The organism is Ktedonobacter sp. SOSP1-52 (assembly GCF_016587395.1).
This window is the reverse complement of sequence record NZ_BNJH01000003.1, coordinates 1,501,746-1,516,785: the sequence shown is the minus strand read 5'-3', so window position 1 is coordinate 1,516,785 and position 15,040 is coordinate 1,501,746. Positions and strand designations below refer to the sequence as shown.

The window sequence follows — 15,040 nt, the reverse complement described above, 5'->3', positions numbered from 1 at the left end:
GCCTCTCTTTATCTCAATACCAATACACTTACTTTTGAATTAGCGCCCAATATCTTTTCGGACAAAGCGCGCCGTAGCCAGCACCAGGGCCACGATGGCAACCGCCAGCACCCCTAGCATATTGCCCAGCGACAGGCCATGAATCAGTGGCGTTCCATAGTAGTAAAAGGCGGAGAGGCGCAGCGTCGTCTCCGGCCAGCTCAACTCTGGACCGACATAGCTGATGAAAAACCAGATTACCAGCAAGAAGCTCAGGATACCAGTATCCACCGCCGCGCGCAGCCAGCCGGACAGCAGGTAGCCGATGGCGGCCATCAGCAGCCCCAGGGGAATAAGCGAGAGCGTCGCGGCAGCCAGGTTACCTCCGTCGAGCTTCAGGCCGCTGGCGACCGAGGCCAGCGCCGTGGCGCCCAGGGTTACCAGACCGATAAGCACCGTGGCCGTGGTGAGCGCACCAAAGCGTGCCAGAATGACGGTCAGGCGCGACTGCGGCGTTGCCAGCACCATTTCATGCAAACCATCCTCTTCATCAGCCGACCAGCGGCTAGCCTGGGTAATGGCGAAGGCCATCAGGAGCAGCGGCAGGAAGGAGAAGAGCGCGCTGAGCAAGGTGGCATTGGTATTGACATCACTCCCACCAACTTTTGTGATAAACCCTTTGAGCAAGGGCGAGTCCTGGTACATGGAGGTGAGTTGCGCCTCAGACTGCTTCACAATCACAACCACCCACCCGGCGAAGCCAGCGATACCCAGCGTCCACCAGCAGGCGGGAGCTATAATCATCCCCAGGCTGCGTGTATAGACGGACTTCAGCGACCAGGAATTTACCGGGAGCGCTCGCTCCAGGGACATAGTTCGCTCTGGCAGGCGCAGCCAGCGTGGCAGCTGCACCACGCCTCCAACATCACGCCGCACAAAGAAGACGAGCGCCGCGACACTCAGCAGAACGCTCAGGCCCAGCAGGACAAGTAGCCCAAGAGTGTCGGCGCTGTGACCCGGTACCAGAGGCTTGCTCAGATTATAGTAGTAAATGGGCGACAAACGGCTGATCCATTCGGTATTGGGGGTCACCCGGTGGACCATATCCAGCATGATAAAGAGTACCAGCAGGCCACCGGTCACGCCAGCCGCTTTGCCACGCTCAGGCAAGAATTGGGAGAGTAGCAGTGCGATAGATCCAAACACACCGCTGATAAGCGATATATTCAAGCCATAGAACAGGGCATCGCCCAGGCCAAAGGATCCTTTCACAGACTGGCCACCTGCGAAGGTCAGGAGCCCAATCAGCAAGCCCATACCCAGCAGGGCGGTCCACACGGCGGCCAGCTTCTCTAGCGCGATGCGCACGCGTCCACGCGGCAGCGAGAGCAGGACATCCATGGAGCTACGCTCCTCCTCGCCACGCAGCATACGACTGCATACCAGGAGTGGCCAGATGGCGACGATCAAGATGGTAAAGCCATACTTAAAGGTTGCATAGCCTCCGGGGGTATCCACGGCGATCGGCTCAGCCAGCCAGGCGTACGAGCTAGACAGGCTGACGAGCGCGGCCCGTGCCTGCGCCGTATTTATCAGCGAGGGAACGGCGGAGAGCACAACATACATGAGCAGGCCCAGGCCCAGGCCCCAGCCTAAAATGGCGATGCGGGCCTCACGCAGAGTCTTGAGGTAGACGCTAGTGAACCACATGGCTGGCCTCCTTAACGGCCTGACCGTCGCTCTCATAATAGCGCATGAAGATGTCTTCCAGGCTAGGCTCGTGGCTCGTCAAACCTATAACGGAAAACTGAGCCGCCTCTTTGATCACAGCATCCGCCTGGCCCTGTACAAACAGGCGCAAGGTATGCCCATCGACCAGCGATTCCACCTGTTCCACACCAGCAAGCCCTTTGAAGGCTTCAGCAGGAACCGGGCTGGCAAAGGTGATAGTCAGCTCATGACGCTTGATATCCTTCAAATCATTAATAAGACCTACGCGCACGAGCTCGCCGCCGCGAATAATGGCGACGCGATTACACGTCTGCTCAACCTCGGTCAGGATGTGCGAAGAGAGAAAAACCGTGCGCCCATCATCGCGCACCTCTGTAACCATGCGATCAAACTCCTGCTGGTTCAGCGGGTCCAGGCCACTGGTCGGCTCATCCAGGATCAGCACGCGCGGACGATGCATAAAGGCCTGAATGATGCCAAGTTTACGCTTATTGCCAGTGGAATACTGGCGGATCTTACGAGTGGGATCGAAATCCAGCCGGGCGATCAGTTGCTTGAGATAGCTCTGATCGATGCCGCCGCGTAGATGGCCAAAGTATTGGAGAATCTGGCCCCCGGTCAGATTGGGATCAAGCGAGAGTTCGCCCGGCAGGTAGCCGACCAGGCGCTTGATCTCTACAGACTGCTGCCAGATATCCAGTCCAGCGATGCGTGCCGTGCCCGCGTCGGCGCGTAACAGCGCCATTAGCAGGCGAATCGTCGTGGTTTTGCCCGCGCCATTGGGGCCAAGAAAGCCAAAGACCTCGCCCTCTTCCACCTGGAAGGAGACATCGGTAATGCCGCGCTTGCTACCATAGCGCTTGGTCAGGTGGTCCACTTCAATAATCGCTGTCATGTTAGCGTCCTTTTCCTCTTTTAGAGGCTCTAAACATTCCTTTTTCTAATCTCTTTGCAAGGGAAAAATGCAATAACTGTGAATTCTCGCCACTGCGTGGCTCGCCGGATAGTAGGGTGTGGTTGCAGGCTGGCGTAGCCAGCCTGCAACCACACCCTACTATCCTATTTATAGGGTCCAAGCTGGCTTGGACTCTCCCCAGGGATAATGCTTTAAACTTCCTGTTCCTCTCTATTAGGAGAGGGTGGCAGCCATTGGGCGAGGTCGTCGTCTGTAGCAAGCCACAGACTGTTCGCGGGCGCGCCTAGCACACGCTCCATGGCGTCAGAGGTCGCGGTAGCTATTCGTTCGAGGCGGGGCAAGTCACTTGACGAGCATCCTTCAGAGAGAAGCAGTTCAGCACAGGCAGAGCCCATATCCTCAAGTAGGGAGATAACCAATCTCGCTGCCTGGTCGGGATAGGCGGTCTGGAAAACACCTTCCCGAACCCCTTGCAGGATCATCTCCTCCAGCCAGGGAGTCAGGCGCCTGATCCTGGCAAAATGCAGCTTGTGGCGCACAATGGCATTGTCATCGGCATACCAGACGCGGATATATGCAAGCACCAGGTCCCTGTGCGCCAGCTTCCAGCGATCAGCTGTAGCAAAGAAACGCTGAAATTTTTCAATGGCGCCAGGCTCTGAGTCATGCACGATGGTAAGCATATGCTCCTCAATCTCATCTGCCAAGCGCTCGACAAGCGCCGCGAGCAATGCCGGTTTGGAGTCAAAGTAGTGATAGAACGCCCCGGATGAAATCCCCAGTTCGCCCAGCAGGTCAGCAATTGCCATCTGCTCATAGCCTTTCGTCGCGATAGCGCGTTGGGCCGCGTCAAGAATGGCGTTACGCCTGGCTGCATGGGCTGCCTCATTAACGACTCGTGCCATATCTCCCTCTCCCAATTAACAAACATACTCTCGGTTTATTATTCATAGTATAAGCTCATACATGGATCGCTGTCAATAAAAATGTCCATCATTATCCGAGGTTCTCAAAATTTCTTGAGGTGCTCTTGTCATCTCGGCTCGGGGTAAGGGGTGTCTGGTGGAGGCTGGCTCCGCCAGACACCCCTTACCCCGAGCGCCGGAGGCGCGAAGGCAGACGCAAAAAGCCAGTTCGAGTTATTCACATTGCGTGAATCACTCGAACTGGCTTTTCTCTTGATGAGGTTATTAGCTTAGCGTGGGCCAGCGGCGCGTATATCCTCGCTAACGAGGGTGAACTGCTCAAAATTCTTTTTGAACAGCTCAGCCAAGTAGGTGGCTTGCTGGTCATAGCCGTCCTGGTCGATCCAGGTGTTGCGCGGCTGCAAGACCTCAGCCGGGACGCCTGGACAGGTCGTTGGAATTTGCAGGCCAAAGATGGGATCGGTCATGATCTCCGCCCGCTCAATATCGCCATTAATCGCGGCCTTGACCATCTGGCGCGTGTAGTTGATGTTGATACGCGAACCAATGCCATAGGCACCACCCGTCCAGCCGGTGTTGATCAGGTAGCAGCGCACATTGTGCTTCTCAATGCGCTCACGCAGCAGGTTCGCATACTCACCTGGGCGCAAGGGCAAGAAGGCCGCACCAAAGCAGGAGCTAAAGGTAGCCTGGGGCGAGGTCACACCCCGCTCGGTACCCGCCAGCTTACTGGTATAGCCCGAGAGGAAGTAGTACATAGCCTGCTTAGTCGTCAGCTTCGAGATGGGAGGCAAGACGCCAAAGGAGTCAGCCGTCAAGAAGATCACCGCCTGGGGCTGGCCGCCCATGCCAGATTCCACAACATTGTCGATGAAGTCGATAGGGTAGGCCACGCGTGTGTTCTCGGTCAGTGAGCTATCTTCGTATTTAGGGTTACGAGTCTTCTCATCGAGAACAACATTCTCGTAGACCGAGCCAAAGCGGATCGCGTTCCAGATCTGAGGCTCGTACTTCTCAGAGAGGTTGATGCACTTGGCATAACAGCCGCCCTCAAAGTTGAAGACGCCATTATCACCCCAGCCATGCTCGTCGTCACCGATCAGTCGGCGCTCGGGGTCGGCGGAGAGGCTGGTCTTACCCGTGCCAGAGAGGCCGAAGAAGAGCGCCACATCACCATCTTCGCCAATATTGGCGGAGCAGTGCATCGGCAGCACTCCCTGGGCCGGAAGAATAAAGTTAAGCACAGTAAAGATCGACTTCTTCATCTCGCCTGCGTACTCTGTACCCGCGATCAAGACCAGGCGCTCTTCAAAATCAATAATAATAGCGGTTTCGGAACGTGTACCATGAGCGCGTGGATTCATGCGGAAATGAGGAACGCAGAGAATCGTAAAGCCGGGATTCTCGCTCGTCTGATCGCTCTCGTTCGCGCGTAAGAAAAGCTGGCGTGCGAAGAGATTATGCCAGGCCAGTTCAGTAATGACCTGGATCGGCATACGATACTTGGGATCAGCACCAGCGGCCGCGTCTAAGACATAGACATCGCGCCCCTGAAGATAGTCCGACAGGCTCTGGCGAATAAGAGCAAATGTCTCGGGAGACATGGGATGATTATTCTCGCCCCACCAGATCTTCGAGGCGATCTCCTCGTTTGAAACGATAAATTTATCCTTGGGGGAGCGACCAGTGTGGCTTCCTGTCGTCGCACGAAAAGCACCATTCGACGCCAGAACGCCCTCTTTACGAGACAGCGCTTGCTCAATCAACACAGCAGGATCTAAATTCCAATTAATAGAGCCTAGATTTGTTAAACCGTAATCTTCAAGAGCCTTCCTGCTCATCATCATTGTCATACTGTTTAATCTCCTTCGGGGCCAGGTCATCTCTTGGTTTGCGCGCTTCACAACTACAATGGTGTTGGCACTCATCCACTGAGTACCATTCAACGCGTCCGGCCCCAACCTAACCACCGTTAGTTTAATACAATTCATGGCTATAAAGCAACCCATTTTCAGTCTGAATAGCCAGATCTAGCAATAAATGTTAATAATAACTCAATAAAAAAGTAAATACATATTCACCTTACACATAAGTGTGATTCATCTTCCAAACGACTGGCACCCCTGTCTGGTTTCACAGCCATCCATCTCTCTCCTTGCACAAAATATAAAAGAGGTCTGGAGATACTACTCCAGACCTCTTTAGATATCTTCCCTTCGCCCAATGATGCTAATTGGTTCATCCAGCAAGTTGTAGGGTCCATGCTGGCATGGACTGCCAAGCGACGCGATTTCTCCACGCCAGAATTTCGGCCTGCGGGCCTCGAAAGTCCATGCCAGCATGGACCCTACAAATTTTGTGAATCCGCCACTTAGAAGCTACCATCGCCATTGCTGCTGGACGTATCGCTATCGCTCCAGTTGATTGAGGTATCCGAACCGAAGAAGCCACCACCCTCGTTCGTATTACCACTATCACTACTACTGCTGCTACTCGGCCAGCTATTGTCGGAACTCGAGGTAAAGGGGCTACCACTTGCATGATTCTCGCGTCTCCAGGTATAGTCCTCACAGTCGTCATCCATATCACCGCCTCGCCTATACTTCACAATCCAGGAGACGATCCCGATCAGGACGATAACGCCAAGAAGAGGCCAAACCATCCAGGTGGGCATAGATGAGCCAGATGAGCTATGATATGAACTGTGGTAGTGGTAAGTAGTAGTGTGTCTGCATGTACATGGGCGCCCCTGGCTCGTCAAAATAGCATTCACGCCCTTTCCCTGCGCGAAGCTCATGACTGGCAATGCAGGGTGAGCTGCTCGCGCCAACAGCGTCGACGCATTTCTGATCTCATGCTTAATACTCTCCTCCTGAGAGGGCTCAGAGAGATAGGCTCCAGTTACAACGCTGCACAATAGCAGAAGACAACTCAAACCCAGATATATATTTATAGGTCTCATCCATCTATTCATGCCCTTATTTATCCTCTTTCACTCTTCACCGCGTCTAATTGCTAGATATCATAAACGATGACACAGAATAGCACTATCAACTACTTCACAATTGTCTCATAACAATTCCACATATTCACACATACGTATACAAAGACAAATTCCCCAACCACAAGCGCGGTAGAAGAGAGGGGAATCCGCCATAGGCGGAAAAAGCAATCGATCACACTGTTGCCTCTCTTAGAGAAGCGACGGTGTGATCGATAATAAATTTGCTGGATATGCGTCGAGGCGATGCCAGGTTATTGGTCTTTTGCCTTCTCGCGAATATAGGCGACGAACTTATCGCCTCGATCAAATTCGTTTAGGAACATGCCAAAGCTGGTAAATCCGGGCGAGAAGAGCAGGACATCGCCGGGGTACGTCAGGGCCATGGCGGCATCGATAGCCTGATGGAAGTCAGCAAAGGTACCACGAATAGGATCGATCACACCTTGCCGCTCTATCTCCTGACGTAGCTCAGGCAGAAGTTCATCGGTACCGCTGCCAGGCAACAGGATCACATCGCGACAGCGTTTAATGATCGTTTCGGGCCATTGCTCCAATGGAAGGTGTTTAGTGTTGCCGCCCGCGACGAGCACGATGGGTTGCTCAAAGGCCTCCAGCGCCACCTGGCCCGCGATAGGTGAGGTACTGGTGCTATCGTTTACAATGCGTACGCCACGCCACTCGCAGACCTCTTCGAGGCGATGCGAGACGCCTTTGAAGCCGCGCACAGTCTCAACGATCACACTTTCGGGTACCCCGAGGAGGCGCGCAGTCGTCGTCGCCAGCAAGATATTCTCCAGGTTATGCCTCCCCTTCAAGGGCGTCTCGGCGAAGGCGAGGGGCTCAACCTGTGTGGGTGCGCCGTCAACCAGGGCCGAACGCGGGAAGCTACCACCATGCTCGACGCTGGTAAACCAGGTCTCGCCTGGGGCCTCCAGGCCAAAGCGGCGCGTCCAGGGATTGTCATAATTGAAGACGGCAATGCCATGCTCCGTCTGGAAGCGGAAGATATTGGCCTTGGCCTCGGCATAGTCCTCCATGCCGTTGTAGGTATTGAGGTGGTCGGGATAAATATTGGTCATGACTGCGACCGAGGGACTGATGCTGTGTGGGGCCAGCCCTTCAAGCTGCCAGCTCGACAACTCCAGCACCACCAGTGTCTCAGGGGTAATCTGTGGTAAGAGCGAGAGCGTCTCCACGCCTGCGACATTGCCACCGATCACGACTGGCGCCTGTCCATGGGCACGCAGTAACTCATAGATCAGGCTGGTAGTAGTCGTCTTGCCGCGCGTCCCGGTGATACCGATAATGCGTCCGGGGCAGGCCAGAAAGAAGAGGCCAATCTCCATCTCAATCTGTGCCCCGTGCTCCTGTGCCAGCAGGAGATAGCGCGAGGTACGCGGCACTCCAGGATTGCGGATCACCACGTCGGCCCAGATGAAATCCTCGTCGCGATGCTCGCCCAGGATAAACTCGATGGGAAGGCCAGCCAGCGCACGCACGCTGGGGGCCAGGACCTCAGGCGATTTCATATCGGTCACACGTACAACCGCGCCTTGCTGAGCGGCGTAGCGAGCTGAAGCCATGCCCGAGCCCTGTAGCCCCAGGCCCATGACCAGCACACGCTTTCCTCGCAGGTTCATATCTTCAAACCCTCGCTTCCCTTTTTTCGTGCTTCCATCATACCAGAATCCCCAAGTAGAGACAAATAAGAAAGGGAGAAGCGGAAGTGCTGATGGGGCGACCGCCCCATCAGCACTTCCGCTTCTCCCTTTTTAGTAGGTGCGCTCTTCCTTTGGGACCGGAGCACTGTGCTCGCGTTGGGAGAGGGAGGCATAGATGCGTCCCAGGCGCTGCTCGATCTCACGGGAGTGATGATTGAGAATCTGAAGCTGCTCGGTCAGTTGATAGACATTATCCTGCAGCATGTGAATCTCTTGCTCAAAATGGTCCAGAGATGGCATCGCAGCGAGAGGCTGAGAGACCTGAACCGGGATAGCAGCTGTGGGCGCGTCAGCGATAGCGACAGGCGTCTGCACGGTAGACTCAGACACGAGTGGGCGTGTATGCACACCCTCCTCGGCAGGCACATCCGGCTGTTGCTGGATGGCTTCCTGAACCTGAACTGGCGCGGCGGGCGCCGCTTTTTTCGCTTCTCTGGTGGCTCCGCCGCCGCGCGCCAGGAGGAAGGCTCCAATAATCGCCAGGATCGCGACCGCGATCAAACCTCCGACGATAAACATGCGACATTCCTTTCTAGTGAGTGGTACGGTAACCCCCTACAAATTAGTGCAGGTGGATCTTTACAGTAGCACTCAAGCCAGGGACCAGGGTATGACCGCCGTTGCCATCCAGGCTCACAACCACGGGGACACGCTGACCGACCTTGGTGAAGTTGCCGCTTGAGTTATCGGAAGAAGGCAGCAGCGAGAACTGGCCAGCAGTCGCCTGCACGATGTGATCGATATGACCAGTGAAGGAATCACCGGAGTAGGCATCGACACTGACATCCACGTCCTGACCATTTTTGATATTGTTGAGCTGAGCCTCGTCAACATATGCGGTCACATTGAGCTTCGAGAGGTCAACGACCTGAGCCAGGGAGAGGCCAGCGCTGACAAGCTGTCCCTCAACACCGGTCTCCTGCACGATGGTGCCATCAATAGGACTGGTCAGATTGACGTTCACCTTCTGGCCGGTCTGCGCGACAGCCGCCACGCTACCAATAACCTGTCCAGCCTGAACTTTATCGCCCTGTTTGACATTCAGTTGCGTTAACTGACCCGCCTGGGGGCTGCTGATATTGAGAATCTGCCCGGAAATCTGAGCATCATCGGTGGAGTAGAAATTATAGCTATTATAAAACCAGTAGGCACCGGCACCCGCGATAGCCAGCAGGGCCACAAAGACAAGAACTGGAACAAGAATGAGACGACGCACGATGCGTTTCCTCCTAAGGATCTTATTCCGAACCCCAACGTCACTTGCGTGACTAGCGCTTCGCGCTCAGGGTTTTCGGATATGAAGTAGTAAAATGAGAAGAACGAAGAATATCAAAAGTGCTTACGCAAGCTCATAAATTATGAATCGAGAGTATGCTGGATTAGAGCGCCATCGACGCTTCCTCACGGGCTTTTTCCGCCTCCGCACGCTCTTCAGCGGTCATCGACGCCTCGTCAACCACGACAGCATTTTTCTTGCTGCCAGTCACAAAGAGCGTTGCAATGATGGCAACAATGGCCAGGAAGAGGCTCACGCGGAAGGCATCTTGAATAGCCAGCATATATGATTGGCGTTGCAGAAGTCCACCAATAGTCTTCAGCGCGTAGGCATACGCCGCCATCGCGGAAGCGCCTTTCCCCATCAGTCCCGCCTGAATCATCATTACCATGTGACCAAACGAAGACGTAGGAGTCACCTGCTCAGCCAGGTGAGCGTAGTGAACCTTGTTCTGTGATTGCACCAGCGTCGCGAGAATCGCCACAGCTAGAGAGCTACCCACAAAGCGCAGCGTCGTACTCACGGAAGAAGCCTGCGAGAGGCGGCGAGGTTGGATATTGGCCAGCGCCGAGACGCTCAATGGCTGCATGCAGAGGCCAATGCCAAAGCTACGCAAGATCAAGAGCCACTGGAAATCACCAATGGGAATTGAGGTGTTCAGCGAGGTATAAAGCCACATGGCAATCGCCAGAATAATCAAGCCTGGAATAACCACGGCTCGCACACCAATCCTATCCACCAGGCGGCCACCAATAAGTACAGCCGCCATCGAAGCCAGCGCCTGCGGCAGAAGCACCAGGCCAGCCTGATACGCGCTCAAACCGCGCAGGTTTTGTAGATAGATGGGAATCAAGAACAGGCCACCATAGAGCGCGAAGGTCACAAGAATACTCGCCACACTACTGGTAGAGAACGAGCGATCTGCGAACACCGCCAGGTCGAGCAGTGGCTGCCCATTGCGACGCGAGAGTCTCAGTTCCACAGCAACGAAAGCTATCAGCAGAACGATACCCACGATCAACGAGCCCATGACGATAGGTGAGGTCCAACCATCTGTACTGGCATCAGAGAGGCCATACAGCAGGAGAGCCAGGCCAATGCTTGAGCATAAGAAGCCAGGAATATCAAACTTTTTATCCGGAACGATCTCGCCCTCGTGCAGGAAGAAGAAGGCCAGCAAGACGCCCAGAATACCGATTGGCAGATTAATATAGAAGATCAACCGCCAGTCCATATAGGTCACGATGTAGCCACCAATGGTGGGTCCCAGAGCCGGGCCAAGCAAGATAGGAATACCCAGCGCCCCCATCACAGTACCACGCTCCTGGGGAGGGAACTCGCGGTAGAGTAAGGTAATCGCTAGAGGCGAGAGAAAGGCACCGGCCACACCCTGCATGATACGGAAGAGGATGAGCATAGGCAAGCTCCAGGAGATGCCACACAAGACCGAGCCAAGGGTAAAGCCTGCCAGAGCCAGAATGTATAAACGTTTAGTACCGATACGATCGGCAAGGAAAGCCGTAAGCGGAGTAGCGACGCCCTGAGCCAGCGTATAAGCGGTAAGCACCCACTGTACGCTATTAAGATCAGAACCAAAGGCCGTCTCTAGCCGGGGGACAGCGATATTGACGATGGTACCATCCAGAATAGACATGAAGATACCAAAAATCACCACGCCAGCCACAATCCACTTATACGGGAGGCCTCCCTCTCGCTTTGCAGCGGGGACGGAAACTTGCACGCAAGCACCTCCTAGTATGCATACGAAAATTTCAATACATCAATCTAAAAAACACACAAGGCAAACGAGAAAGATTTAAGCAAACATACATACATTGGTAGTGGATAGAAGAATAAGACAGCATATCCAGTTACCGGTGACGGGTAATATGTACGTCTGGTCATCAGGTTAACAATAGTTTATAACAGCACGATAGGAAATAACGGCAGTGTATTCAGTTCATCGATGAGCAGTGATGCCCTGAAAGTAAATGCGCTTCAGGTAGCCCGACAGTTCTTCAGGTGTGAGCTGAGGATTCTCCCGTAGCACATGGGTATAGGCCAGGGGCGAGAGTACACTAAAAAACGTCTGCACCATCACAAAGGTAGGCAGAGAGGCTTCAAACTCACCAACCTGCTTCCCCTCCTCCAGCAACGTGGCAATGCCCTGCCGAATACAGGTAAAGGGTTGTGAAAGCTTCGCCTGGAGCAAAGATGCCAGTTCCAGATTATTATGGTACGCATACATAAAGTGTGCGTACTTATCGGAAAGGTACAGCAGCATTGAATCAAGCACACAGACCAGGCGTTCGCGAGGAGAGCCCGGAGTCGCCATAGCTTGCTCAACCATCTCCTGAAAAGAATGCAGGCGACGCGCAAAGAGTTCAGTTACAAGATCTCCTTTGTGTTGAAAATGCAGATAGAGCGTACCTTTGGCAATTCCCACGCGAGACGCAATTTCGTCCATAGACATCTGGTGATAGCCCTGTTCAAACAGTATCTCCTGGGTGACCTGTAGAATCAGGTCCTCGCGCTCCTTGCGTTGTCGCTCCTTCAGAGAGAGGGATTGAGCCATACGATCCGTTCCATGCCTCCCAATACTTGACTTACAAAGCCAAAGTGTGACTTTTCCTCGCTCAGTTTGACTTAACATTTAAATCTTTGACTTTGTAGTCATAAATTTAACAGAACGTCATCGTTTTGTCAATAGGGGGAAAGCATGGCTATTTGTAGCATAGATCGGCGGGGAATGTTTCCCCAAAGAGGGAGGTAACATAAATGTCTTATTGGCAGAGTACTCTACTGACGTGTGTTTAGCAGCGTCGTCCACCACGACTGACACATGGCTCGAGTCCCAGCCCAAAGTATGGACCCGGCTAGAGCATATCGCTAGCCGGGTCCATACTTTGGGCTGTTAGTAAATCCATTTGCCAGGATTAGGGCTGGCAGACCCACTCGCGCCAGCTATAGCCGTCGCGCTGGAAGATTTCATAGGCGGCCTTGATATTCGCCTGAGCGTTGTAAGGCGACTGGCTGGCCTGCGACGTCGTATTCCAGGTGCTTGGATAGAGAATCTGGAACAGGCCGGCGGCATGGCTACCACCAATGGCATATGAATTAGTCGCATTGGGATTCATCGATGATTCACACATCGCGACATGCTTGGCCCCAGGAGCGTAAGCGCCAAATACCTGGTCAATCATCCCATCAATGCTCGTGCTTGTGGTCTGTGCAGGCGCGGCAGGCGCAGTAGTGACGGGCTGCTTCTGCACAGGCGCGGGAGCCGGGGCGGGATTACTCTTCTCTGCATTCGAAAGACAGATTTGCTGACCGACAAAAATAAGATTGGGATTTGTCAGTTCGTTCTGCTTCGCCAGATCTTGCCATTTCAGGCCAAATTGCTCTGCAATAGCACTCAACGTATCACCACTCACCACGTCATAGGACTTTCCGCTACAACGGGTCTGGGCATGAGCGCCCATCGTGTTGGCTCCCCAGAGAATGCTCAGACAGAGCACGGTAAGCACAAGCGCGAAGCGCACCAGGCCGAAGCGCTGAATGTTGTTTAAACGTAAGGCATTACGGATCTGCTTAAAATCCTTCAATTAGGACCTCTCGACTTTCTACATAACTCATTGGCCAGGAACTAAAACAGTCAACCCTTCTTCGTAACGTCAGGTTGTGTATTCCTCATACGAGCAGTCCACCCATCCCATTGACACTCTGCTGCGTCCTGGCACGGCCAGGGCTAGGGTTATAATCCTTGCTCGCGTTCTCGCCTGCTGCTCTGTGATTTCTTGTGAGATCACAGGTCTCAAAGCATACATTGAGAAAAGCCAATATAACGACTACCATTTGTACGCGCAGACAATCCTTTGCCTTAACCTTACGCGCATCTCTTACCATCGCTTCAACAAACAAGCGGTGTTTCTGAGATCAAGGATATATTATCTTGAAATTGCCAGATATGCAATGATACACGTCGATATATAGGACAAAGTACCTAGTGGTACCATAATTTAGGCAATGTGAGAGCGACAATGTAGTAGCATCGTCTATTTACACACAAACACAGCTATTATTCTATATATAGCTTAGCTTGCTAATCTACTTTTTTTATGGTACATTTTGCTCGCTTGTAAGGATAGGGCAGAGGAGAAGTCGCACCGTCTTCGCTGCATATGCCCTATGGATAGCAACAAGTATGTGCTGCGGCAGGCTAATTTCTGCTCGGAGCGCTGCCTGTTTCTCTTCCTTACCAGCAAAACACAACCTGAAGGTATGCTTCTATAACCTCTTCATAGCATAAAAAAAGAAAACGCCAGGCGGCTATCTGGCCTGTTCTCCAGAGTTTCGTGATCTGTTTTGTACAACCTCCGCTTCTGTCCTCAGCTCAGCACATGAGCAGCCTGGGCAGAGCTACCAACCAGGAGCAGAGATGCTCAAGGAAGGATAGTATGGCAACGCGAGCACGCGTAGAGGAAGTTCATATTATCTGGATGACAGGGGGATTGAGCTGTGATGGAGATACCATCTCGATTACCGCAGCCAGCCAACCAAGCGTCGAAGACGTGGTAATGGGCGCCATCCCTGGACTTCCTCAGGTGTATCTACACAATCCGGTACTGGCCTACGAGGTTGGAGAAGGCTTTATGTCGTGGTGGTATAAGGCCGAGCGCGGAGAGATCGACCCCTTTGTCCTCGTTGTTGAGGGCTCCATTCCCAATGAAAACATCAAAGCAGAGGGCTACTGGGCCGCCCAAGGCAATGACCCGGTAACTAACCAACCTATTCCCACGACCGCGTGGATAGATCGCCTGGCCCCCAAGGCCTGGGCCGTCGTTGCCGCAGGAACCTGCGCCACGTATGGTGGCATCCATGCCATGCAGGGCAATGCTACTGGCGCTATGGGACTGGCAGACTACCTGGGCAAGAACTGGCGCTCATGGGCCGGCATCCCAATCGTGAATGTGCCAGGTTGCCCAGTCCAACCCGATAACTTCATGGAGACCCTGCTCTACCTGCTCTACCAGGCCGCTGGCATGGCTCCGATGATCCCCCTCGATGAGGCCCTACGCCCCACCTGGCTCTTCGGCAAAACCGTCCATGAGGGTTGCGACCGAGGCAGCTACTACGAGGAGAGCGACTTCGCGACCGAGTATGGTTCGCCCAAGTGCCTGGTCAAACTGGGCTGCTGGGGGCCGGTCGTGCAATGCAACGTACCCAAGCGTGGTTGGATGGCGGGCCTGGGCGGTTGCCCCAATGTGGGCGGCATCTGCATTGGCTGCACCATGCCCGGCTTCCCCGACAAGTTCATGCCCTTCATGGATGAGCCACCCGGCGCCAAGGCCTCTACCAACCTGATCAACCTCTATGGCCCGGTCATGCGCAAGCTGCGCGGCATCACCAACACGACGCTTAACAAAGAGCCATCCTGGCGGCACAAGGGCCGGGAGTTGGCGACGAGCTATCACCCGACATGGTAAA

Annotated in this window: 12 protein-coding genes; 1 reads left to right on the top strand and 11 read right to left on the bottom strand. The window is 53.9% G+C overall.

Features of this window, described 5'->3' with window-relative positions; translation table 11 throughout:
- Window positions 1–39 precede the first annotated feature (39 nt).
- The 11 genes from JMJ16_RS31900 to JMJ16_RS31850 all read right to left on the bottom strand — a co-directional run bounded on the left by JMJ16_RS31900 (window position 40) and on the right by JMJ16_RS31850 (window position 13,158).
- Window positions 40–1,689, bottom strand: coding sequence for an ABC transporter permease subunit (locus tag JMJ16_RS31900; RefSeq protein ID WP_201388161.1), 1,650 nt, complete (start codon window positions 1,687–1,689; stop codon window positions 40–42).
- Window positions 1,676–2,605, bottom strand: coding sequence for an ABC transporter ATP-binding protein (locus JMJ16_RS31895; protein ID WP_201388159.1), 930 nt, complete (start codon window positions 2,603–2,605; stop codon window positions 1,676–1,678). Before JMJ16_RS31895 ends, JMJ16_RS31900 begins: the two co-directional genes overlap by 14 nt.
- Window positions 2,606–2,817: 212 nt before the next feature.
- A complete protein-coding gene (locus tag JMJ16_RS31890; RefSeq protein WP_201388157.1) occupies window positions 2,818–3,531 on the bottom strand; it encodes a TetR/AcrR family transcriptional regulator in 714 nt (237 codons plus the stop codon).
- A gap of 290 nt (window positions 3,532–3,821) precedes the next feature.
- Entirely contained in the window at window positions 3,822–5,405 is a 1,584-nt protein-coding gene (gene pckA / locus JMJ16_RS31885) for a phosphoenolpyruvate carboxykinase (ATP) (protein WP_201388155.1), read from the bottom strand.
- Between the two features lie 518 nt (window positions 5,406–5,923).
- The gene (locus JMJ16_RS31880; RefSeq protein ID WP_201388153.1) at window positions 5,924–6,136 is read right to left on the bottom strand and encodes a hypothetical protein; all 213 of its coding nucleotides are present in this window, start codon (window positions 6,134–6,136) and stop codon (window positions 5,924–5,926) included.
- Window positions 6,137–6,807: 671 nt separating this feature from the next.
- The gene (gene murD / locus JMJ16_RS31875; protein WP_201388151.1) at window positions 6,808–8,196 is read right to left on the bottom strand and encodes a UDP-N-acetylmuramoyl-L-alanine--D-glutamate ligase; all 1,389 of its coding nucleotides are present in this window, start codon (window positions 8,194–8,196) and stop codon (window positions 6,808–6,810) included.
- 132 nt (window positions 8,197–8,328) lie between these two features.
- A complete protein-coding gene (locus JMJ16_RS31870) occupies window positions 8,329–8,796 on the bottom strand; it encodes a hypothetical protein (protein WP_201388149.1) in 468 nt (155 codons plus the stop codon).
- A 43-nt stretch (window positions 8,797–8,839) separates the two neighbouring features.
- Window positions 8,840–9,493 (bottom strand): HlyD family secretion protein, encoded by a 654-nt coding sequence (locus tag JMJ16_RS31865; RefSeq protein WP_201388147.1) that lies wholly within the window; start codon window positions 9,491–9,493, stop codon window positions 8,840–8,842.
- 163 nt (window positions 9,494–9,656) lie between these two features.
- Entirely contained in the window at window positions 9,657–11,294 is a 1,638-nt protein-coding gene (locus JMJ16_RS31860; protein ID WP_201388146.1) for a DHA2 family efflux MFS transporter permease subunit, read from the bottom strand.
- A 219-nt stretch (window positions 11,295–11,513) separates the two neighbouring features.
- A complete protein-coding gene (locus JMJ16_RS31855) occupies window positions 11,514–12,128 on the bottom strand; it encodes a TetR/AcrR family transcriptional regulator (RefSeq protein ID WP_201372033.1) in 615 nt (204 codons plus the stop codon).
- A gap of 361 nt (window positions 12,129–12,489) precedes the next feature.
- Window positions 12,490–13,158 carry a LysM peptidoglycan-binding domain-containing protein gene (locus JMJ16_RS31850; protein ID WP_201388144.1) on the bottom strand — a complete coding sequence of 223 codons (669 nt, stop codon included), beginning with the start codon at window positions 13,156–13,158 and terminating at the stop codon, window positions 12,490–12,492.
- A gap of 852 nt (window positions 13,159–14,010) precedes the next feature.
- Here JMJ16_RS31850 and JMJ16_RS31845 point away from each other — a divergent pair.
- Window positions 14,011–15,039 carry a hydrogenase expression protein HypE gene (locus JMJ16_RS31845; protein WP_201388142.1) on the top strand — a complete coding sequence of 343 codons (1,029 nt, stop codon included), beginning with the start codon at window positions 14,011–14,013 and terminating at the stop codon, window positions 15,037–15,039.
- Window position 15,040: the final 1 nt, after the last annotated feature.